Source organism: Pseudomonas sp. LBUM920, from assembly GCF_003852315.1.
Taxonomy (GTDB): Bacteria; Pseudomonadota; Gammaproteobacteria; order Pseudomonadales; family Pseudomonadaceae; genus Aquipseudomonas.
Window position 1 is genome coordinate 1848263 of record NZ_CP027762.1, and the last position, 22865, is coordinate 1871127.

The following is a 22865-nucleotide window of genomic DNA, read 5'->3' on the forward strand; positions in this document are numbered from 1 at the left end:
ACATGAGTGGCAACTTCCTCGCCCTGGCTCAGCCGGGCGTGCAACAACTGTCGCCTTACGTTCCCGGCAAGCCCGTGGACGAGCTGGCGCGTGAGTTGAACCTGGACCCGTCGAAGATCGTCAAGCTGGCCAGCAACGAAAACCCGCTGGGCCCGAGCCCCAAGGTGCTGGCGGCGATTCGTGAGGAGTTGGCCGAGCTGACCCGCTACCCGGACGGTAATGGCTTTGCCCTCAAGTCCCTGCTGGCGGAAAACTGCCGGGTCGAGTTGAACCAGGTGACCCTGGGTAACGGCTCCAACGACATCCTTGAATTGGTCGGCCGTGCCTACCTGGCACCTGGCCTGAATGCCGTGTTCAGCGAGCACGCGTTTGCCGTCTACCCGATCGTCACTCAGGCAGTCGGCGCCGACGCACGCGTTATTCCGGCCAAGGACTGGGGTCACGACCTGCCGGCCATGCTGGCGGCCATCGACGCCCAGACCCGCGTGGTGTTTATCGCCAACCCGAATAACCCGACCGGCACCTGGTTCGATGCGCAAGCGCTGAACGACTTCCTGCAGGACGTGCCGGAACATGTGCTGGTGGTGCTGGACGAGGCCTATATCGAGTACGCCGAAGGCAGCGACCTGCCGGATGGCCTGGATTTTCTCGCGGCTTACCCGAACCTGCTGGTGTCGCGCACCTTCTCCAAGGCTTACGGCCTGGCGTCGTTGCGGGTTGGCTACGGCTTGTCGACGGCGGTGGTGGCCGACGTGCTAAACCGCGTGCGCCAACCGTTCAACGTCAACAGCCTTGCCTTGGCAGCGGCGTGTGCGGCGGTGAAGGACGCGGAATACCTGGAAGGGGGTCGTCGCATCAACGAAAGCGGCATGCTGCAACTGCAGGAAGGCTTCCGTGAGTTGGGGCTGGGCTGGATTCCATCCAAGGGCAACTTCATTTGCGTCGATCTTGCTCAAGTCGCCGCCCCGGTATTCCAGGGGCTGCTGCGCGAAGGCGTGATCGTGCGCCCGGTGGCCAACTACGGCATGCCGAACCACCTGCGTATCACCATCGGTTTGCCGGCGGAAAACAGCCGCTTCCTGGAGGCATTGGCCAAGGTTCTGGCTCGTGGTTGATGTCACTGCATTGCAACCTGCTGTGCCTATGATCGGTCGCCTGGTGGTGGTGGGTCTGGGATTGATCGGCGGCTCGTTTGCCAAAGGCCTGCGCGAAAGCGGGCTGTGCGGTGAAGTGGTCGGTGTGGACCTGGACCCGCAATCGCGCAAGTTGGCGGTTGAGTTGGGCGTGGTGGATCGCTGTGAAGCAGACCTGGCGCTGGCGTGCCAGGGGGCGGACGTGATCCAGCTCGCGGTGCCGATTCTGGCGATGGAGAAGCTGCTGGCTTTGCTGGCCGGCATGGACTTGGGGCAGGCGATTCTCACGGATGTCGGCAGTGCCAAAGGCAATGTGGTGCGCGCGGCGCAACGGGCGTTTGGCGGCATGCCGGCGCGGTTTGTACCGGGCCACCCGATTGCCGGTTCCGAGCAGAGTGGTGTCGAGGCGTCCAATGCGCAGTTGTTCCGTCGTCATAAAGTGATCCTGACGCCGCTTGAGCAAACCGACCCGGCAGCTTTGGCTGTGGTCGATCGCTTATGGCGCGAGCTGGGTGCCGATGTCGAGCATATGCAGGTCGAGCGTCACGACGAAGTGCTGGCGGCGACCAGTCATTTGCCGCATCTGCTGGCTTTTGGTCTGGTGGACTCGCTGGCTAAACGTAACGAAAATCTCGATATTTTCCGCTACGCCGCCGGGGGGTTCCGCGATTTCACGCGTATCGCCGGCAGTGATCCGGTGATGTGGCATGACATCTTTCTTGCCAATCGCGAGGCGGTGTTGCGCACCCTGGACACCTTCCGCAGCGACCTCGACGCCTTGCGCGATGCGGTCGATGCCGGGGATGGCCATCAATTATTGGGCGTGTTTACCCGTGCGCGGGTGGCGCGTGAACATTTCAGCAAAATTCTGGCGCGCCGGGCCTATATGGAAACTGCTGTGAACGCCGATGAGCAGACCTTCCTCGCCAGCCCGGGTGGTCGCTTGAGCGGACAGATTCGGGTGCCGGGCGACAAGTCGATCTCTCATCGCTCGATCATGCTCGGCTCATTGGCCGATGGCGTGACCGAGGTTGAGGGTTTCCTTGAGGGCGAAGATGCCCTGGCGACCTTGCAGGCGTTTCGCGACATGGGCGTGGTGATTGAGGGGCCGCACCATGGGCGCGTGATCATCCATGGTGTTGGCCTGCATGGCTTGAAGCCGGCGCCGGGGCCGATCTACCTGGGCAACTCCGGAACATCGATGCGCCTGTTGTCCGGCTTGCTGGCGGCGCAGCGCTTTGACAGTGTGTTGACCGGCGATGCCTCGCTGTCCAAGCGCCCGATGAGCCGCGTGGCCAAGCCGCTGCGCGAAATGGGCGCGGTGATTGAAACCGGGCCGGAAGGGCGTCCGCCGTTGACTATTCGTGGAGGTCAGGCATTAAAAGGTCTGACCTATACGCTGCCAATGGCCAGTGCACAGGTCAAATCCTGCCTGTTGCTGGCGGGCTTGTATGCCGAGGGTAAAACGTCGGTGACCGAGCCTGCGCCGACCCGTGACCACACCGAGCGCATGCTGCGCGGCTTCGGTTATCCGGTGCAGGTGCAGGGCGCTACGGTGTCGGTCGAGTCAGGCCATGCGTTGACCGCCACGCATATTGAGGTGCCGGGGGACATTTCTTCTTCTGCATTCTTTCTGGTCGCGGCGTCGATTGCCGAAGGCTCCGAGCTGTTGCTGGAGCATGTGGGGATCAATCCGACACGGACCGGCGTGATCGATATCCTGCGTCTGATGGGCGCGGACATCACGCTGGAAAACCTGCGTGAGGTCGGCGGTGAGCCGGTCGCCGATCTGCGCGTGCGTGCTGCTGCGCTGAACGGCATCGAGATTCCTGAGGCGTTGGTGCCGCTGGCGATTGATGAGTTTCCGGTGTTGTTCATCGCGGCGGCCTGTGCTCAGGGCCGTACCGTGTTGCGCGGCGCTGCAGAGTTGCGCGTGAAGGAATCCGACCGTATCCAGGTAATGGCCGACGGTATGCTGGCATTGGGCGTGAAGTGTGAACCGACACCTGATGGGATTATCATTGACGGCGGCCTGATAGGCGGCGGCGAGGTGCATTCCCATGGCGATCACCGGATTGCCATGGCCTTCAGTGTGGCGTCGCTGCGGGCGACAGCGCCGATTCGTATCCGTGACTGTGCCAATGTGGCTACATCTTTTCCGAACTTTCTTACACTGTGTGCCCATGTCGGCATTCGTGTTGCCCAAGAGGCTCAATTGTGAATATCAAAGCACCGGTGATTACCATCGACGGGCCAAGCGGCTCGGGCAAAGGCACGATTGCCGGCATTCTGGCCAAGCGCCTGGGCTGGTGCCTGCTGGATTCCGGCGCGCTGTACCGTTTGCTGGCCTTTGCCGCGCGTAACCACGGCGTCGACCTGACCAACGAAGAATCCCTGAAGCTGCTGGCGGCGCATCTTGATGTGCAGTTCGTCGGCGCGACGGAAGGTCATCCGCAACGCATCATCCTCGAAGGGGATGATGTGACCGATGATCTGCGTAACGAACAAGTTGGCTCCTGGGCATCCCAGGTTGCCGCGCTGCCGGCCGTGCGGGACGCGCTGCTGCAGCGCCAGCGGGCGTTTCAGGAACCGCCGGGCCTGGTCGCGGATGGTCGCGACATGGGCACCGTGGTGTTTCCAGATGCGCCGTTGAAGATTTTCCTGACCGCCAGCGCCGAAGAGCGGGCGCGCCGCCGTTACTTGCAGTTGAAGGGCAAAGTCGATGGTGTTAGTCTGTCGAGTCTGCTAGATGAGATCCGTGCACGCGATGAGCGTGATACCCAGCGTGCGGTAGCCCCGCTCAAGCCGGCGGCTGACGCCATACAGCTGGATTCCACGGAGTTATCCATCGAGCAGGTGCTGGAACGCATCTTGAGTGAAATCGCCATTCGCGATATCGCCGGGTGACCAAGAAGGCTGCAGGGGACCAGTCATAGTCCTGCGGTGCTTCTTTTAATTGAAACTGACCCACACCGTCTGGGGTGTGGAGATGGGCGTATTCTTCGCCCTTATCAACAGGAATTAAAATGAGCGAAAGCTTTGCGGAACTCTTTGAAGAAAGCCTAAAAACCCTGAACCTTCAGGCAGGCTCCATCATCACCGGTGTTATCGTTGATATCGATTACCAAGCTCGCTGGGTAACCGTTCACGCTGGTCTGAAGTCTGAAGCTCTGATCCCGCTGGAACAGTTCTACAACGATGCTGGCGACCTGACTATCAATGTCGGTGACGAAGTTCACGTTGCTCTGGACTCGGTTGAAGACGGTTTCGGTGAAACCAAGCTGTCCCGTGAAAAAGCCAAGCGCGCTGAATGCTGGATTGTTCTCGAAGCAGCCTTCGCAGCTGAAGAAGTGGTCAAGGGCGTTATCAACGGTAAGGTTAAAGGCGGCTTCACTGTCGACGTTAACGGCATCCGTGCGTTCCTGCCAGGTTCTTTGGTCGACGTTCGTCCAGTGCGCGACACCACGCACCTGGAAGGCAAAGAACTCGAATTCAAGGTCATCAAACTCGACCAGAAGCGCAACAACGTTGTCGTTTCCCGTCGCAGCGTCCTGGAAGCAGAGAACTCCGCCGAGCGTGAAGCTCTGCTGGAATCCCTGCAGGAAGGCCAACAAGTCAAAGGTATCGTCAAGAACCTCACCGATTACGGCGCATTCGTCGATCTGGGTGGCGTCGATGGCCTGCTGCACATTACCGACATGGCTTGGAAGCGTATCAAGCATCCTTCCGAAATCGTCAACGTTGGCGACGAGATCGATGTCAAGGTTCTGAAGTACGATCGTGAGCGTAACCGCGTTTCCCTGGGCTTGAAGCAGCTGGGCGAAGATCCATGGGTTGCTATCAAAGCTCGTTACCCAGAAAGCACCCGCGTAACCGCGCGTGTTACCAACCTGACCGACTACGGCTGCTTCGCAGAGCTGGAAGAAGGCGTGGAAGGCCTGGTACACGTTTCCGAAATGGACTGGACCAACAAAAACATCCACCCTTCGAAAGTCGTACAAGTCGGCGACGAAGTGGAAGTTATGGTTCTGGACATCGACGAAGAGCGTCGTCGTATCTCCCTGGGCATCAAGCAGTGCAAATCTAACCCATGGGAAGATTTCTCTGGCCAGTTCAACAAGGGCGATAAAATCTCCGGCACCATCAAGTCGATCACCGATTTCGGTATCTTCATTGGTCTGGACGGCGGCATCGACGGCCTGGTTCACCTGTCCGACATCTCCTGGAACGAAGTTGGCGAAGAAGCTGTTCGTCGTTTCAAGAAGGGCGACGAGCTGGACACCGTTATCCTGTCGGTTGACCCAGAGCGCGAGCGCATCTCCCTGGGTATCAAGCAACTGGAAAGCGATCCGTTCTCCGAGTACGTTCAAGAGAACGACAAAGGCGCAATCGTTAAAGGCACTGTGAAAGAAGTTGACGCTAAAGGCGCCATCATCACTCTGGCAGACGATATCGAAGCGACTCTGAAAGCCTCCGAAATCAGCCGTGACCGCGTTGAAGACGCACGTAACGTTCTGAAAGAAGGCCAGGAAGTAGAAGCCAAGATCATCAGCGTTGACCGCAAGAGCCGCGTAATCCAGCTCTCCATCAAGTCGAAAGACGAGATCGAAGAGAAAGAAGCCATTCAGAGCCTGCGCGACAAGCCAGCCTCTTCTGAGCCTTCTGCTGGTCCTACCACTCTGGGCGACCTGCTGCGTGCACAGATGGAAAAACAGAACTAAGTTCTGTCAGACCATAGAAAAAGGGCGACTTCGGTCGCCCTTTTTTGTGCCTGAAATTCGTTGAATCAATACTGAGAACCAAGGTGCGCTGCATAGTGTCAGAACTGGCTATAGTTTTATTAAAAGCACGGTTGTCAGTGATGTTGTTTCAATAAGGATTTGGATGAACAAGTTTATTTTAATCTTCGCCGTAGTCATGCTTGCCGGCTGCTCTACCACCAGCGCCAAAACTCATGTCAAGCGTGGTGTCAGCGGTATCGAGGTCGACTGTTCGGGCCTTGGTGGCAATTGGAGCAAGTGCGAGAAGCGCGCTGCCCGCGAGTGCAAGATGCAAGGCTATAAGGTCATCACCCGATCCAGCGATGCCAAGGACGAAGAGGGCGACTACCTGTTCGGCTGGAATCCCGCCGGCGCTGTAACTCGCACTATGCTGGTGATCTGTAATTGAGGCTCAAAGGCGCATGTTGCGGGTGTCTGCCTATGCAGCAGATAAGTTGTCGAGTGGGCTGTTCAAATTCATCAAGTCATGCTAAAACCTTTGAAGCGCTTTTCCTAGCTGCTTGAAAAAGAAGGGAAAAATATGACGAAGTCGGAGTTGATCGAACGAATTGTCACCCATCAAGGGCTGCTTTCATCCAAGGATGTAGAGCTGGCTATCAAGACTATGCTTGAGCAAATGTCCCAATGTTTGGCTACTGGGGATCGGATTGAGATCCGTGGTTTTGGCAGCTTCTCCTTGCATTACCGCGCACCGCGCGTCGGCCGTAACCCAAAAACCGGGCAGTCAGTCAGCCTTGATGGCAAGTTTGTGCCTCACTTCAAGCCAGGAAAGGAATTGCGGGACCGGGTGAACGAAGACGAAGAAGAAGGCGTCTGAGTCTTTTTGGGGTAGGAGAAATTTATGCGTGGAGCAAAGCGCGTTGTTTTTGTGCTGGTAGCGTTGATTGTTGCGCTAGTGATTTTAGGCTTTGTGCTGGAAAACCAGCAGAGCGTGGCCCTTTCATTCCTGGGCTGGACGACTGTACAGATGCCAGTGTCGGTATTTGTAGTAGTCGCGTTAATCATCGGGATGTTGATCGGTCCACTGCTAGGCGTTGGGTTGGCGCGTAGCCGGCGCCACAGGTCGATCTCGGCAGCGCGTGGTTAACAGTCTATCCTGATACCCAAGACGTGCGGTGAGGACGTTGTTTAACAGCTAAAGCTCTAGCGTGTAGGGCTTCGACTGTAAGGTGTCTGATGGCGGCGTATGGATGTAATAGGGTTGGCCAGCGTTGTTAGCGCCGCAGTTGGATATCCAGAGGTTAGCCGTTCCAATGTTTCTTGTTTGAGTCTTCAGGTGCCGCACTCTGAGTGCTCGGATATGTACTACACGTATGTCTGACGTGTTAGGTGTTAGGTGTTAGGTGTTAGGTATTAGATTTTAGATTCAGGCTAAGCGGGAAAATGCTGCTGAAAGATAGCGCGTAATGCGCCCTATTTGGTTGCAGCGCCAGGTTCGTAGATAGATTACCAACGTGTCAAATTGAAAATTTCTGTATACCCATCTTGCAAAACTGCCCTCTGCGCAGCTTCAACTCGTTTTACCTCAAAGCAAATTTCTGTCATTAGTGTCTCGGATGGCAGCGTCCGCGGTCGCCCGTATTCCTTGTGATTACCCTCCAATACAACGTAAGTAGGGATTATTGCTCTGGAACGATTAACCCTCCGCTTTGAATCGAGCAGCGAACAAATCAGCAAACGCTGGAGCGACGACTCAGTAAGGGCGCCGTTTGGCATGCGTATTTTCTGTAGGCTCATTATGCGAAAGCTGTTGAAGGTCTTATACACCTAATAAGTTAGCGAGCTATTTAATAGTTGCGCACTAATGGGGCGTGGCAGATTAGTATCATTTTGGGCAGCCCTTTCAACGTTAGTCGCTTTTTCATCATTCAGTTTTGTTGAATTAGAGAATAGGCGCTGTATCATCAACGCCCCAGCGTCGATAACACATACGCGCACAGTTAAAGATGGAAAATTTCGCGGAGCCGATCAATCAAGCGTGACGCTTGGAGCGATCAGGCATCGCAGCCCGGATTTCCGATCCTAGTCGGATCAAAGAGGGCATGAATTTGCGGTGGCACAGAGGCCTTCTGTGCCCTCACGCACCTAATAATGAAGCACCTACGTCAGGTATTTTTGATGATTCAATTTCTCGATCTAAAGTCATTGAACAACGCTCTCCGTGAAGAGCTCGTTGAGGCGGCTACGCGTGTCATCGACTCGGGCTGGTACATTCAAGGTGAGTTTCTCAAGCGCTTCGAGGAAGAGTTTTCCATTTATACCGGTGCCAGCCATACCGTCGGCGTTGCCAACGGCCTTGATGCTTTGACACTGACCATTCGTGCCTGGAAAGAGCTGGGCAAGCTCAAGGACGGCGATGAAGTCATCGTTCCGGCCAACACCTACATCGCAACGCTGCTGGCCGTGACGGAAAACAACCTGAAACCGGTTTTGGTCGAGCCTGACGAAAATACATACAATCTTTGTCCTGAGAAGGTCGAGCGTGCGCTGACGGCGAAAACTCGATTGATCCTGCCGGTCCATCTCTATGGGCAACTGGCCGATATGCGCGCGATCAATAGGATTGCCGAGCGTGAGAATCTACTGGTACTCGAGGACTGTGCCCAGGCGCATGGTGCGCAGATCGACGGCAGAAGTGCTGGTAACTGGGGTGACGCGTCCGGTTTCAGTTTCTACCCAGGTAAAAACCTGGGGGCGTTGGGTGATGCAGGCGCCATCACGTCTAACGATGCTGAGTTAGTCAGCATGATTCAGGCTCTGCGAAATTACGGTTCACACGAAAAATATAAGAATTTGGTGCAAGGCGTAAATAGCCGCCTGGATGAGATTCAAGCCGCAATGTTGAGCGTCAAGCTCAAGTACCTGCAGGCACAGACCGAGGCTCGTCGGCGTGTGGCAAGCCTTTATATGAATGGCATTAAAAATCCCTTGATTAAACTGCCCTTGGGCAGCGACGTGGATGTAATGAAGCATTTTTCTCACGTCTGGCACCTGTTCGTGGTGCGCTCCGAGGTGCGGGAAAAACTGGTACATCATCTCAACGCGTCGGGTATTCAAACATTAATTCACTATCCGATTCCGCCTCATCAGCAGCAGGCCTATGCAAGCGCCGAGTTTTATAATAAATCGCTTCCTACTACAGAGCGCATTCATCGCGAAGTATTGAGCTTGCCGATGAGCCCAATCATGACCGATTCAGAAGTCCAAAGTGTCGTTGAGGCCTGCAACGCTTTCTCTGTAGACGCCTGAATATGACGCTGCTCAGAACAAGCTTCCTCAACGGTATCGCGGTCGTTATCAAGATGCTCACCTTGCTGGGCATCAATAAAATGTTGGCCATCTATGTGGGCCCGTCGGGTTACGCTGCCCTGGGGCAGTTTCAGAACGCCGTGCAAATGGTAACGACGTTCTCGACAGGGGCCATCAGTACTGGCGTCACGAAGTACACGGCTGAATATCAAAACGATGAAGATGCCCAGCGCCGGGTTTGGCGCACGGCGGGTACGATTGCCTGTATGGGATCTGTATTGACATCAGTGCTTATCGTTATATTCAGCAAGCCGTTGGCAGTGTGGTGTTTTAATGATGAGGCCATGTACAGCGTATTTATCTGGTGTGCGGCTACCGTCATATTCTTTTCATTCAATACATTATTGCTTGCGATCCTTAATGGTAAAAAGGAAATTAATCGATACATACTGGCTAATATCGGTGGAAGCCTCCTTTCTTTACTAGTCATTATCATTATGGTAAGACAGTTTGGTCTATATGGTGCGCTGATTTCATTGGTGCTGTATCAGTCTATCGCCTTCCTCGTGACATGCCTGCTGTGTTACAGAACCGAATGGTTCCGATTTTCCAATCTACTCGGAAAGTTAGACAGGCAAATTGCGATAAACCTGACAAAGTTTACCGCCATGGCGCTCACGACTGCTGCGTGCGTGCCCGTTAGCCATATTCTGGTGCGTAATTATCTAGGCGCGGAGTTTGGATGGGAAACCGCTGGGTATTGGGAAGCCATGTGGCGTCTGAGTACAGCTTATCTTCTATTAGTGACAACAACGCTGGGCTTGTATTTTTTACCCAAATTGTCAGAACTGATCAACCCGCTGGATATCAAGAGAGAGATTCTTCAAGGTTATAAACTGATTCTTCCTGTGGCGATGGTGTGCGGGGTAGTGATCTACAGTTTGAGGGATTTTATTATCGGCTTACTGTTTACCCAGGCGTTCAGTCCGATGCGGGATTTTTTCGCATGGCAGATGCTGGGAGACACGCTTAAAATTGCCAGCTGGATTCTTGCTTACCTGATGCTGGGTAAGGCAATGGTTAAAATGTATATTCTTACAGAGGTATTTTTTGCACTCAGTTTTTACGTGCTTACGGTGTTGCTGACCAAGGTGGGCGGTCCGGTGGGTGTGACCTGGGCTCACGCAGCTAATTACGGTATGTACTTGATAGTCATGTACTTTCTTATTTATAGAAAGCTGAATAAAAATAACGCAGGATAAGGATGTGTTGCCCATGAGTCGCTTGCTATCTTCAATCCGCGATTTGATTCTAATGCAAACAGACGTCGACAAGAGCGTCGATTTGGCGGAAGTGTATGGGGCGATACTGTGGGCGGCCGATAAAGGTATTTATGACGACCCCGAACTGGAAGAAATATTAACTGCTCGATGCATGAGTAGGCTGTCAGTGGACGAAATTCACTCGCCGTTGAAGGATTGTATTCATCTGATCTCGGAGCCCTATCTGATTGGCGGGCACACGCGGCTGATGGAGCAACTTTCGACAATGCATGCGGAAAAGCCTGCTCTGCTGATAACGCGTAAAAGTGCCCAGAGTGCGATCGAACGAACTCAAGGTTTTTTTTCCGAAAGCACCCTGACCAGTGCTTCCACACCCATCGAGAAAATTGCTGAGATTATTCAGTGCCTCAAACCGTATAAAAGAGTGGTGATGCATATTCACCCAGATGATATGGTTTCTGTCATCGCATGCAAGATTCTAAAGACTGTCAGCACGGCGAAGATTTATTTTGTAAATCATGCTGATCATGTGTTTACTTACGGCAGCTCGGTGGCAGATGTCTACTTTGAACTAAGCACGTTTGGCCGTCGTCGAGACCTGAAAAAAACGATCTCTGGCAGTAAGTCTTTTCTAGGGATTCCGTTGACAAGTAAGTTGGTACCAAAGCATCACAGCCTACCCAATAAAAATAGCACGTTAAATTTTTTCAGTGCGGCGTCGCCCTTCAAGTTCAAACCGGTCAAAGGCTATGATCTTAGGCCTGCCATACGCAAGGTGCTGACTGAGTTTAAACATTCCACCTTCTGGATCGTCGGTGCCAACCCGCTTACCAATACGTGGTGGTGGCCAATAAAGTTGCGATACTGGAACAGGTTTAAAGTGGTTTCCTCGCTGCCATACGAAAGCTACCTGGCGCTCTTGGAACGTGCAGATTTTTACGTCGACAGTTATCCAACGCCGGGTGGGACTGCCTTCGCGGAGCAACTTTTCAATGGGCGCCGTTGTGTCGGGTTACGCGCGCCTATACAAGGTTATTCACCCGCCGATAATTTGAAGAGTGAGAGTGTAGAGGGGTTTATCGACAGTGTTTTTCAGGGGGGTAATGATAGAGCTGTCATTGCGTCAGTGCTGGCCGTTAATGGGTATGAGGCAGTTAAGTCACGGTATCTGGCTTGTCTCTACGAAGATATCATGTGCGCCAATGAGATGGAGAAGCACGTGGCGTGGACGGGGGATATTAGCGTCTACGAGCAGCCGGGAAAAATAACCACGGCAATTCCGCCGGAGGTCGTTTCCAGATTAATCGAATTTGATAAAAAATTTATGCGTGTTCTGTTTCTCGAGCTCAGCGCCACGCAGAAAATCAAAGTGGCCCTTAAACTTGCGCGTTTGAAAGTCAGCGAGCTTCTCCCTAAAAAAAGCCGGTCGGGTAAAGCATGAGGGCATTAGCGTTACGCTTACTTCTAATAATGCTCATACTCTCGGACTATTTCATTTTAACGCTCCACGCTCCCAGTGCCGTTGGAGCCTGGCGCGAAGGGCTTGTACTGGCGTATGTGCTTCTGACCGGGTTAATCACATTTTTCCAAATCGGAACACGTTATACAATTCCCGCGCGGTATAAAGAACAGCTGTTGATTATTCTGTTTTTTATAATATTTTATTGTATCTGCGGCGAGCTTTCCGAAGCATCATTTCGGATGTTTCGGTCGTTTGCTATGCCGATCCTCTTTGCCCTCATGATCAATGCGGTGTGCCTGGGTCTGGCGCTAGAAACGAAGTTGCGCATTATATTTTCAACACTCGTCGTAATGACGTTTGTCTCAGGCGGTTATGCCATTTATCAATACCTGACAATCAGCGATCCGGAACAATTCTGGTATTGGCCGCTATTGTCCGAGAAAGGTTTTGAATTGGAGACTTATAATTCCATGAGAGACGGAAATCCGAGAATGTCGGGTTTCTTTACGGGCACCCTTGAGTTTGCGGCCTTTAATTTGAATACCACGCTCTTTGCGTGCTGTCTGCTTGTGCAAGCCTTTAGGGAGAAGACCTATGACCGACGCTTTTTCCTGTATCTGTTGGTGGCCCTTTTTTCCACTGCGCTGATTATTTATGGTTCGGTAAGGACGGCAGCTATTGGTATGGTTTCAGCTGTGTTTTTCCTGGCACTGTTACAGTTATTACGTCGAAGCTTTTTTATCGGCTTTCTCGGATATAGTTATTTTATCTGCGTGACGGGCTCTATTTTTCTATACCTTGCACTGGGATATACGGAAGATCTTTCTGCCCTTGACCGGGTTCGGCAGTGGTTGGTGGTGCTTGAATCACTCAATACAATGCCACTGGGTCTGGGTTTCGGTGCTATTGGACCAGGTCAACTATATTGGTTTGATTCACTGTGGTTGAATCTGCTGGCGTCCTCTGGTTATCTGGGCGTCGCTTTGATGCTCGGTCTGATCTGTTTCTACAGCAGGATTGTCATCGCTACCCAACAGCTGCGTATTGGGGGTAATGTGTTTATGAGGGGGGTGGCTGATTATATGGTAATCAGCTACCCGTTTTTCCTGAGCAGCTTTTTCTTTCAGTCATATACGAATAGTGTAGTACTGTACCTTTTTGCGTTGATTGCAGTGGTGGTGATGTATGAGTCGAAATATCGTGCAAGCTAAAATGTCGATATTGATCGTTCTTTATAAAAGGCATTATAGAGAATCTGCTGCCATCACGACGTTATTGAGTAATGTCGCACCTTTTCGTGCGCAAGGTATCGACGTTGAATTTTTTGTATGGAATAACACGCCTGAATGCTCTCCGGCGTTATCGGCTGAGAATTTGACGTGGCTTGAAGGTAATAATGACGGTTTAGCTTACATTTATAATCGCGTTGCAGACATGGCGTTTGCAGGGGGAGCGACGCATTTCATGATCTCGGATGACGATACGGATTACTCAAGCCAGAATTACGTAGAGGCGATTTCCCGCGCGCTTGAATTCGAAGCCACTTCGGCAGCTGATTTGTTTGGCGTCATGGTGCCCAAAGTTTACTCAAGAGAAAAATTGGTAAGTCCGGGACTTCGCTTCTGGTTCTTCGGCCGATTATCCGACGACGTTGACAGTGGCATAAACTCATCGCGTAATAAACTAGCTATCAATAGTGGTGTGATTTTCAATAAGTTTTGTTATGAGAAAATGTCACCGCTGTTTGATGAGCGTCTTAAGTTTTATGCGACGGATACCGCATTCTTTGTAAGGTATGAATCCTTTTATCCTCATTTTTATGTGTTGGACACGTGTTTGCAGCACGACCTTTCCGAACATACATCGGACAGCGCCGAACGAGCCATTTTTCGCTTTCAGGAAATGATCTTGGGCTTACGCGTCATCTTCGAGCATAAGGGATACCTCTTTCATGGCTTTATGGAGGCGTATCTGCTCGTCTCCTCGTTAAGAAAAAGCCTCTCCTATAAAAACACAGGATTTTTCCGTTCCTATTACACGTCGTTTAAAGGAAAAAATAATGCTGATAGAATTAGTTGAATTTCTTTCTTTAAAAGTGAGAAAACGTGGTATCACAATTGATAAGCGCATTTCTGATGCCTATCTGTTGAATCTCGTTTTGTCAAAAGTGGTAATGGCGATAAACGGGTTTTTAAAATTTAGAAGGTTGTCAGTTATTCTTGTAGGAAAAGGCGTTACTCTGAAAGCCAGATCAATGATCACTACAGGTAAAGGCTTGGTTATTGATGAGGGATGCTTTATCGACGCATTGGCGGTCAAGGGTATTGTCTTCGGGCGGGGGGTTTCCTTAAAGAAAAATGTTACAATCGAGTGCACGGGTAGTTTGACTAAATTAGGCGAAGGGCTCTCGGTGGGTAACGATGTGGGCATTGGCAGCGGTAGTTTTTTAGGCTGCGCCGGTGGCGTTACTATAGGGAGTGACACAATCATCGGGAATTATGTTTCGTTTCATTCGGAGAATCACAATTTTTCCGACCCCGCCATACCGATTCGTCTTCAGGGCGTTAACAATGAAGGGATCCACATCGGCAATAATTGTTGGATAGGGGCTAAAGTGACTGTTCTGGATGGTGTTGTTCTTGAGGACGGGTGCGTTGTAGCCGCAGGAGCAGTCTTGAAGGCGGGACGATACGCTGCCAACTCCATATACGCGGGCGTTCCGGCAAAGCGCATAAAAGAACGCAGCTAAAGGATTTGCAGTGAAAAAAATTATATTTTTCCATTTGTTGAATGACTACAGCGGGAGCCCTAAGGTTCTTTTGCAGGTTATTGAGGCAGTGGCAAAGAAAGGCTTTGAGGCCGAATTATATGTGGGAGGGGGCGCTGAAGGCGGTTTTCTCTCTTCGGCGCCATGCGTGCAAAAACGCTATTTTTATAAGAGATTTGAAAATAAATATTTGACGCTGTTGAGCTATAGTCTTTCCCAGCTGATTCTGTTTATAAAATTATTACGCTATCGTCAAGTCTCTGCGATTTTCTATGTCAATACGTTACTTCCCTTCGGCGCGGCATTAGCAGGGAGAGTGCTCGGCATCCCGGTTATTTATCATATTCATGAAACGTCAATCCGCCCTAGACCCCTGAAGCTCTTTCTGCGGTGGATGGTTGAAAGGTGCTCCAGCAAAAATATTTTCGTCTCGCACTTTTTAGCCAGGGCTGAATCTTTTACGAACATAGAAAGTCGTGTGATTTATAATTCGATTCCGCAGGATATGGTCAGTAGTGGTGCGAATCACGTATATCCTTACGCGTCGGGTAATAAATTCAATGTGCTGATGATCTGCTCCTTAAAAGCTTACAAAGGTGTGAATGAATTCGTACGTATTGCTGATCTGTTAAGCGGTCAACAGGATATCGAATTTGATTTGGTGCTCGGTGCCAGTGATTCTGAGGTGGATGATTTTTTTTCGTCCGTCACGTTGCCTGATAACTTGACCATTATTTCCCGGTGCAAGGATGTTATTCCTTATTATCAGAGGGCGAGTGTTTTACTGAGCCTTTCGAAGCCGGAGGAGTGGGTGGAGACGTTTGGCTTGACGATTCTCGAGGCGCTTTCGTTTGGTGTACCTTGTATTGTTCCTCCGGTAGGTGGACCTGTCGAACTGGTGTCGGAGGACAAGGAAGGTTATCTCATTGATTCAAACCGTGTGGAGGACATCGCCGCCAAACTGGCGTTTCTCCATAAAAATCCTGAGGTGTGCTTTCGCTTGTCTGAGGCTGCAAGAGTGAAGTCACTTAGTTTCTCAGTTGATAACTTTGAAAGTGATGTGATTGAGGTGTTTAATGGGGTTTAAAATAGCAGTGATCGGCACGGTCGGTCTTCCGGCCCAGTATGGTGGGTGGGAAACGTTATCGGAGCAATTGGTCACTTACCTTGACCGAGAATATGGAATTTCGGTCTATTGCAGCGCACGGTCATATCCAACTCGGCCTGCAAAGTATCGCAATGCCGACTTGATTTACCTTCCGTTGAAAGCTAACGGCGTGCAAAGTATTCCTTATGATATTGTCAGTATGCTGCATGCCTACCGAAAGAATGATATTTTGGTGGTGCTGGGTGTGTCGGGTTGTATAGCGCTTCCTTTTTTAAAGCTGCTTACCAAGAAAAAGGTTGTAGTCAATATTGACGGCTACGAGTGGAAACGCGCTAAGTGGTCAATGCTGGCGAAGAAATTCCTGAAGTTCTCAGAAGCCATGGCGGTTAAATACGCCGATGCTATTGTTACCGATAATAAAGTGCTTCAGGACTATGTCCGCGATGAGTACTCACGTGAAAGTACTCTTATTGCCTACGGCGGCGATCAGGCCGCTACCAGTGCACTGAGAGAGGCGGACTTTGAGCATTATCCATTCCTTCGTAAGCCCTACGCGTTCTCAGTCTGTAGGATCGAGCCGGAGAATAATATTCATATTATTCTCGAGGCCTTCAGTACGGGTAGTTTGCCGTTGGTGATTGTGGGGAACTGGAAACAAAGCGAATACGGTGTAGCCCTGCAGGATAAATACGCGAGCGTCGGGCATCTTCACTTATTGGATCCTATCTACAAAAGTGAAGAACTGAGTCCGTTGCGCAGTAACGCGACCGTCTACATTCACGGTCATAGTGCGGGTGGCACCAACCCGTCCCTGGTTGAGGCCATGTGGCTGAGTTTGCCTGTGATTGCATTCGACGTATCTTTCAATCGTGCGTCTACTGAGGACGGTGCACAGTTTTTTTCGTCCAGCCAGGCACTTGTCGATTGCGCGTCACGTCTTTTTGCCAATGAAACCGAGCGCGCTGAGCTGGGTGGAAAAATGCATGAGATTGCGGTGCGTCGTTATCGTTGGGAAGGCGTCTCTTCTCAATACGACAAATTATTCAAAACGCTTCTTTCATCTGAGAGGACTTAACAATGCTGGATGAAATTAGCGTTAGTTCCGCTCCAGGTGCGCCCACTGTACTTCTTACGGGCGGAACGGGATTTGTAGGGCGCTCAGTGCTGGATGCGTTGGTTAAGGCTCAGTATCAAGTGGTGAATGTAACCCGCAAGACGGTCCCTGCGCCGCTCCCTGGCGTGCAGGATTTTATTATTGATTCGTTGACAGGGGGCATCGACTGGACAGCGCCACTGTCGGGTGTGGACGTGGTCATTCACTCTGCCGGTCGAGCGCACATCATGAACGAAACCCATAGCAATCCATTGCAGGCGTTTCGGGAAGTTAATGTGAACGCTACGCTCAACCTGGCTCGGCAAGCCGCTGACGCCGGCGTTCAGAGATTCATTTATATAAGCTCGGTTAAAGTCAATGGTGAAGAAACCAGCGCTGGCCGTGCGTTTACGCCAAAGGATGTCCCTGCGCCGCTCGACGATTATGGAGTGTCCAAGCTGGAGGCAGAGCAAGCGCTCTTGGAGCTGGCGCGTCATACCTCAATGGACGTCGTCATCATTCGGCCCGTCCTGGTGTATGGGCCAGGCGTGAAAGCCAACTTTGAACGAATGCTCTCTGTCGTTGACAGGAAGCTGCCACTTCCTTTTCGCACGATTGATAACCGAAGAAGCCTTGTCTTCATTGATAATTTGGTCGATTTGATTTGCGTGTGCATCAAACATCCTGCCGCTTCGAACCGCGTGTTCCTGGTAAGCGATGGTGACGATCTGTCTATTGGACAGATTCTGAAAAAGCTCGCCGTGGCGATGAACAAGCCATCCTATGTGTTTGCTTTTCCTTACGCGTTATTGAATGTTGCAGCAGCGATAATCGGCAAGAAAGATTTTTTGCAACGGTTGTGCGGTTCGCTTCAAGTCGATATCACAGACACGCGGGAATGCTTAAACTGGACACCTCCAGTCACTATTGACGAGGCTTTTGCAATCACGGCTCGGCATTATCAAAAAAAGCAGAATGGGCCGTCGCATGGTTAATTTGGCTGAGATGCTTAAGTCCAGGGATAATAATTTTAATTTTATCCGGATGCTTGCGGCATTTTTTGTGTTGGTGTCACACTCGTTTCCGCTATCCCGTGGCGCTACCGAAGTTGAGCCGTTGATGGCTCAGCTTGGAATAACACTCGGTGGTTTAGGCGTATTTACTTTTTTTTGCATATCCGGATTTTTTATATCGCTGAGTTATGAGCGGTCCAAGACCAAAATTGATTTTATCGTGGCGAGATTTTTGAGGTTGTATCCTGCGCTGTTGGTTGTACTGGTGTTAAGCGCCTGGGTAATTGGTCCGTTATTCACTGACTTTAGTTTGCATGATTATTTTTCTTCTAAAGAAGTACATAAATACATCACAGGGAATTTGAAACTGAAAGATATTCACTTTCAGTTGCCAGGCTTGTTTCAGGATAATCCCTATCCCGGAATCAATGGTTCACTATGGACGTTGTATTACGAGGTGCTGCTGTACGCAATGGTGTTTGCGCTCGGTGTTGTCGGTTGTTTGACTCATACTCGTCGGGTTTCGATATTTTTTGTGCTGTATTTTGTGTTTTATACAGTATTCAACCTGTTGCAAAAAAATGAGTACCTGATTGCAGGTTTCCAGCTTCGCACGTGGGTGCAGTGGAGCTTCGCATTTGTCATCGGGATGGTATTTTATGCCTACCGAACCAAGGTTCGGCTGAGCGTCTGGATGTTAGCCCTTGGCTGGTTGGCCGCGCTGTGTTCCTACAGGTCTCCCTTGTTCGTAGAAGTGTTCGTGATCGCATGGAGTTATTCCGTCTTTTTCGTTGCCTTCAACACCCAGTGGTTCGCACGCCAATACAATAAGCTCGGGGATTACTCTTACGGTTTGTACATATATGCTTTTCCTACTCAGGAGATCCTTGCGCACACGTGGAAAGGAATATCGCCCGTTGAAATGATTCTCGTGGCGCTTCCCGTTGCACTGGTTCCGGCTGTCCTGTCGTGGCATTTGATAGAACACCCTTGTATTCTGCGCAAAAAAGCGCTGGCGTCCTGGTTGTCCCTGTCAATCGCCAAATATTCGGGAAAGTTTGCTAAGTATTCGTCTAAACGGTTGTGAATTGAAAGGTTGGTGAAAACATGAAACGTTTTTTTGATCTGGTACTGAGCCTCTTTGCCTTGCTCATACTCTTGATCCCGATCTTGCTTGTTACGCTGGCAGTCAAATTGACGTCAAAGGGGCCTGCACTGTATTGGTCTGACCGCGTAGGGGTGAACAACGTATTGTTCAGGATGCCAAAGTTTCGCTCAATGCGAATTGGTACGCCTGCTGTCGCCACGCATTTGCTGCTCGATCCGTCTAAATACTTGACGCCGATTGGCAACTTTCTTAGAAAGTCCAGCCTCGATGAGTTGCCCCAGCTGTGGAGTATCATCGCAGGTGATATGAGTTTTGTAGGACCAAGGCCCGCGCTTTTTAATCAGGCCGATCTGATTGAGCTGCGTACCGAGCAAGGCGTACACCTCATCCGTCCAGGTCTCACGGGGTGGGCGCAGGTCAACGGCCGTGATGAGTTGCCCATACCGGTTAAGGTTGGCTATGATGCTTTTTACGCGAAAAACATGAGCGTTCTTTTCGACCTTAAAATCTTGTTTTTAACAGCTTTGAAGGTCATTAAACGTGATGGTGTTTCACATTAATACCGTACCAAGTGTTTGATTGGCCGATTCAGGTTGATTATGCAAAGTATGTTTTTTGTTCTGCGTTGTAACGCGATCAACAAAAAATTTTTGATCTGACGCATAGGCGATAGGTGAGTCATGATAAACCGGTTGCGTACGTGGCTATTAAAATTGCCTCGTCATCAAAAACGACTGATTCAGGTATTGGCAGACGTCATACTCGTATTTTTGGCGCTGTGGATGGCGTTTTTAGTCCGTCTCGGAATCGACGAGATGGTCAACCCGGTCAAAATGCACTTATGGTTGTTTCTGGCGGCGCCGGTGGTTGCGATACCTCTGTTCATTCGCTTCGGTATGTACCGCGCTGTCATGCGTTATTTTGGCAATGATGCGTTGGTCGCAATCATCAAGGCCGTCAGTCTTTCTTCTTTAATCCTGGGTGTAGTTGTTTATTGGTATAGCAATCATCAGAACGTGGTGCCCCGGTCGATCATTTTCAACTATTGGTGGTTGAGCTTGATCATGGTCGGTGGCTTGCGTTTGACCATGCGTCAGTACTTTTTAGGCGATTGGTTTGCCGCTGCCCAACATGTCCCGTTTACCAGCCGGGACGACGGTCTTTCACGCGTCGCAATCTATGGTGCCGGCGCGGCGGGGAATCAACTGGTGGCAGCGCTTCGTATGGGGCGAGTGATGCGCCCGGTTGCGTTCATTGACGATGACGCGTCTATTTCGGACCGTGTCATCTCGGGCCTCCAAGTCTATAAGCCCAAGCATATCCAGAGGATGATCGACGCCACGGGCGCACAAGAAATTCTCTTGGCAATCCCGTCCTCCAATCGCGGTCGGCGGCGGGAGATTCTCGGTTTTCTCGAAGGTTTTCCGCTCCACGTTCGTAGCGTCCCGGGGTTTATGGACCTGGCCAGTGGAAGGGTCAAGGTTGACGATATTCAAGAGGTCGATATTGCGGACTTGCTGGGTCGTGATTCGGTGCCTGCGCAAGGCGATTTGCTTGAGCATTGCATCAAGGGGCAGAGTGTCCTTGTCACGGGTGCGGGTGGCTCGATCGGTTCAGAGCTCTGTCGGCAAATTCTGGAGCTTAAGCCTAAAACCTTGCTCTTGTTTGAGCACAGCGAGTTCAATCTCTACAGTATTCTTTCAGAGTTGGAACAGCGTATTACTCGTAAATCGCTACCGGTAAAACTGCTACCCATCCTGGGTTCAGTAAGGGACCCGTCAAAACTGCTGGATGTCATGAAGGCCTGGCGGGTGGATACCGTTTACCACGCTGCCGCCTATAAGCATGTACCCATTGTTGAGCACAACATCGCAGAGGGTGTGCTGAACAATGTTATCGGCACGCTGAACGCGGCGCAGGCGGCGGTTCAAGCGGGCGCATCGAATTTTGTATTGATTTCCACCGACAAGGCAGTGCGCCCAACAAACGTGATGGGCAGCACCAAGCGACTTGCCGAGTTGACGTTACAGGCGTTGAGCCGCGAGCCTGCCCCCGTGCTGTTTGGGGACAAGTCCAACGTGTCGCGGGTGAATAAAACCCGTTTTACGATGGTTCGATTTGGCAATGTATTAGGCTCCTCCGGTTCGGTGATCCCGCTGTTTCACAAGCAGATAAAGTCTGGCGGACCGCTGACGGTCACGCACCCGAAGATCACCCGCTACTTCATGACCATTCCTGAAGCGGCTCAGTTGGTCATCCAAGCGGGTTCCATGGGGCTGGGCGGAGACGTGTTCGTGCTGGATATGGGTGAGCCGGTCAAGATCGTCGAACTGGCTGAAAAAATGATCCATCTGTCAGGGCTGAGTGTGCGGTCCGACAAAAATCCTCACGGCGATATTGCCATTGAGTTTTCCGGTTTGCGGCCGGGCGAGAAGTTATACGAAGAGTTGCTTATCGGAGACAATGTTGTTGCAACGCAACATCCGATGATCATGAGCGCTAACGAGGACTACTTGCCGTGGGAAGTGTTGAAGGTCAAGCTTTCTGAGTTGCTGGCCGCAGTCGATCAAGACGATTTCGGCCGGGTTCGCCAGTTGTTGCGCGACACCGTCAGCGGTTATACGCCGGATGGGGAAATTGTTGACTGGATATATCAGCAGCGTCGGCTTGAGCCATGAGTTTAAAAGTTACAACTTTACGGGTGAGTCACTCTGCCCGAATAGAAAAACACACGCTGTAACCGACTCACTTTTGACTCCCTCCAAACATCACCTAAGTTAGAAAGGCAGCTTCGGAAAGCTGCTTTTCTTCTACCGATGTCATGGAGCGTCACCTATGCAAAACACCTATATCTCTTCCCTGATCTTTGCCTTCCTCGCGAGTGTCTCCGTCGCCACCACCGCAGCCCCATCCGCCAAACCCGAAGCCCCAACGCCTATCGTCGCCCAGATGGCGAAAGTCGAAGAAACGACCAAGGTCAATCTGAACACGGCCGACGCTGAAGTCCTGCGCCGCGATCTGTTCGGCATTGGCGCCGCCAAGGCCAAGGCGATTGTCGCCTATCGCGACAGCAATGGGCCTTTCACTGCGGTAGATGAGTTGCTGGAAGTCAAAGGTATCGGTAAGGCATTGTTGGAGAAGAACCGCGACAGGTTGGCTATTAATTAAGGCTGTAAACCTTGCTCAAAAGGCCGGTCATTGACCGGCCTTTTCTTTGTCTGAGATTTGAGCTTTCAAGTTCTCGCGCACAACTTTCATGATCCGCGTCGCCAACGCTTGGCTCTCTACGCTCCTGGCCAGCACCAATGCCCCTACCAACGTCGACATCAGTACCAGGCTTCGTTCGTCGGCATTCGCGTGATCCAACGTTGATTCAACCTGCCTTAATCGCGCTTCAAGCACAGCATCTGTGGTCGGGCTCTGCTGTCCCCTCAGGCCCAATTCCGAAGACATGGTCGGTAGCGGGCAGCCTTCAGCGGGAGAGGTCTGGTGCCATTCAGACAGGTAGTTGTCTATGAATGCATCCAGCGGCCGTTCCTGGCTGAACAGTGTTTCGCAATGCGCGTCCAGTTCTGCAGCCGCAGCCTGCAGGGCCTTTTCCACCAGATCATCCTTGGACTTGAAATGCGCGTAAAAGCCACCGTGCGTCAGATTGAGTGCTTTCATCAGGGGTTGCAGGCCGGTCGCGCTGATGCCGTCGCGGCGAAAGCGCACTGAGGCTTCCTTGATGATGCGTTGATGAGTCTGGGCTTTATGGTCTGCTGAATAACGCATGGGGCGGCCTCGTGGACGAGCGGGCATGTTAACGAAGTTAAGCTTTTTTACCCATCTACACATCGTTCAGCGGTACTGGCATGAAAAGTGATTA

General features: G+C 51.5%; 21 protein-coding genes. 20 read left to right on the plus strand and 1 reads right to left on the minus strand.

Annotated elements, in window-relative coordinates; genetic code table 11:
* Nucleotides 1-2: 2 nt before the first annotated feature.
* From hisC to C4J83_RS08650, 20 genes are all read left to right on the plus strand, one after another.
* Entirely contained in the window at nucleotides 3-1115 is a 1113-nt protein-coding gene (gene hisC / locus C4J83_RS08555) for a histidinol-phosphate transaminase (protein ID WP_124416788.1), read from the plus strand.
* A 28-nt stretch (nucleotides 1116-1143) separates the two neighbouring features.
* Nucleotides 1144-3354, plus strand: coding sequence for a bifunctional prephenate dehydrogenase/3-phosphoshikimate 1-carboxyvinyltransferase (locus tag C4J83_RS08560; RefSeq protein WP_256660688.1), 2211 nt, complete (start codon nucleotides 1144-1146; stop codon nucleotides 3352-3354).
* On the plus strand, nucleotides 3351-4040 hold the full coding sequence (cmk, locus tag C4J83_RS08565; protein ID WP_016971485.1) for a (d)CMP kinase: 690 nt from the start codon (nucleotides 3351-3353) through the stop codon (nucleotides 4038-4040). The genes C4J83_RS08560 and cmk overlap by 4 nt, the downstream gene beginning before the upstream one ends.
* 119 nt (nucleotides 4041-4159) lie before the next feature.
* Nucleotides 4160-5854, plus strand: coding sequence for a 30S ribosomal protein S1 (gene rpsA, locus C4J83_RS08570; RefSeq protein ID WP_064451489.1), 1695 nt, complete (start codon nucleotides 4160-4162; stop codon nucleotides 5852-5854).
* Nucleotides 5855-6017: 163 nt separating this feature from the next.
* Nucleotides 6018-6302 (plus strand): hypothetical protein, encoded by a 285-nt coding sequence (locus C4J83_RS08575; RefSeq protein ID WP_106576869.1) that lies wholly within the window; start codon nucleotides 6018-6020, stop codon nucleotides 6300-6302.
* Between the two features lie 132 nt (nucleotides 6303-6434).
* Complete coding sequence (gene ihfB / locus C4J83_RS08580; RefSeq protein ID WP_003218804.1) at nucleotides 6435-6731, plus strand: integration host factor subunit beta; 297 nt, start codon at nucleotides 6435-6437, stop codon at nucleotides 6729-6731.
* Nucleotides 6732-6755: 24 nt separating this feature from the next.
* A complete protein-coding gene (locus C4J83_RS08585; RefSeq protein WP_106576868.1) occupies nucleotides 6756-7001 on the plus strand; it encodes a lipopolysaccharide assembly protein LapA domain-containing protein in 246 nt (81 codons plus the stop codon).
* Nucleotides 7002-8032: 1031 nt separating this feature from the next.
* Nucleotides 8033-9163 (plus strand): DegT/DnrJ/EryC1/StrS family aminotransferase, encoded by a 1131-nt coding sequence (locus C4J83_RS08590; protein WP_119739283.1) that lies wholly within the window; start codon nucleotides 8033-8035, stop codon nucleotides 9161-9163.
* Between the two features lie 2 nt (nucleotides 9164-9165).
* Nucleotides 9166-10425, plus strand: coding sequence for an O-antigen translocase (locus C4J83_RS08595; RefSeq protein ID WP_124416790.1), 1260 nt, complete (start codon nucleotides 9166-9168; stop codon nucleotides 10423-10425).
* Nucleotides 10426-10438: 13 nt separating this feature from the next.
* Entirely contained in the window at nucleotides 10439-11887 is a 1449-nt protein-coding gene (locus tag C4J83_RS08600) for a hypothetical protein (protein ID WP_124416791.1), read from the plus strand.
* Nucleotides 11884-13119, plus strand: a complete 1236-nt coding sequence (locus tag C4J83_RS08605; protein WP_124416792.1) for a hypothetical protein — start codon at nucleotides 11884-11886, stop codon at nucleotides 13117-13119. The genes C4J83_RS08600 and C4J83_RS08605 overlap by 4 nt, the downstream gene beginning before the upstream one ends.
* A complete protein-coding gene (locus tag C4J83_RS08610; RefSeq protein WP_124416793.1) occupies nucleotides 13094-13987 on the plus strand; it encodes a glycosyltransferase family protein in 894 nt (297 codons plus the stop codon). Before C4J83_RS08605 ends, C4J83_RS08610 begins: the two co-directional genes overlap by 26 nt.
* Nucleotides 13968-14657, plus strand: coding sequence for an acyltransferase (locus C4J83_RS08615; RefSeq protein ID WP_119739293.1), 690 nt, complete (start codon nucleotides 13968-13970; stop codon nucleotides 14655-14657). The genes C4J83_RS08610 and C4J83_RS08615 overlap by 20 nt, the downstream gene beginning before the upstream one ends.
* A 10-nt stretch (nucleotides 14658-14667) precedes the next feature.
* Nucleotides 14668-15762, plus strand: coding sequence for a glycosyltransferase family 4 protein (locus C4J83_RS08620; RefSeq protein ID WP_124416794.1), 1095 nt, complete (start codon nucleotides 14668-14670; stop codon nucleotides 15760-15762).
* Nucleotides 15752-16858 (plus strand): DUF1972 domain-containing protein, encoded by a 1107-nt coding sequence (locus C4J83_RS08625; RefSeq protein WP_124416795.1) that lies wholly within the window; start codon nucleotides 15752-15754, stop codon nucleotides 16856-16858. Before C4J83_RS08620 ends, C4J83_RS08625 begins: the two co-directional genes overlap by 11 nt.
* A 2-nt stretch (nucleotides 16859-16860) precedes the next feature.
* Nucleotides 16861-17871, plus strand: coding sequence for a UDP-glucose 4-epimerase family protein (locus C4J83_RS08630; RefSeq protein ID WP_124416796.1), 1011 nt, complete (start codon nucleotides 16861-16863; stop codon nucleotides 17869-17871).
* The gene (locus C4J83_RS08635; RefSeq protein WP_124416797.1) at nucleotides 17852-18976 is read left to right on the plus strand and encodes an acyltransferase family protein; all 1125 of its coding nucleotides are present in this window, start codon (nucleotides 17852-17854) and stop codon (nucleotides 18974-18976) included. The genes C4J83_RS08630 and C4J83_RS08635 overlap by 20 nt, the downstream gene beginning before the upstream one ends.
* Nucleotides 18977-18996: 20 nt before the next feature.
* Nucleotides 18997-19557, plus strand: a complete 561-nt coding sequence (locus C4J83_RS08640; RefSeq protein WP_119739303.1) for a sugar transferase — start codon at nucleotides 18997-18999, stop codon at nucleotides 19555-19557.
* A gap of 120 nt (nucleotides 19558-19677) precedes the next feature.
* Complete coding sequence (locus C4J83_RS08645) at nucleotides 19678-21675, plus strand: polysaccharide biosynthesis protein (RefSeq protein ID WP_164487916.1); 1998 nt, start codon at nucleotides 19678-19680, stop codon at nucleotides 21673-21675.
* A 157-nt stretch (nucleotides 21676-21832) separates the two neighbouring features.
* Nucleotides 21833-22165 carry a ComEA family DNA-binding protein gene (locus tag C4J83_RS08650; protein WP_106576856.1) on the plus strand — a complete coding sequence of 111 codons (333 nt, stop codon included), beginning with the start codon at nucleotides 21833-21835 and terminating at the stop codon, nucleotides 22163-22165.
* A gap of 27 nt (nucleotides 22166-22192) precedes the next feature.
* Here the strand turns inward: C4J83_RS08650 and C4J83_RS08655 are convergent, their stop codons facing one another.
* Nucleotides 22193-22771, minus strand: coding sequence for a TetR/AcrR family transcriptional regulator (locus tag C4J83_RS08655; RefSeq protein ID WP_124416798.1), 579 nt, complete (start codon nucleotides 22769-22771; stop codon nucleotides 22193-22195).
* Between the last annotated feature and the right edge of the window lie 94 nt (nucleotides 22772-22865).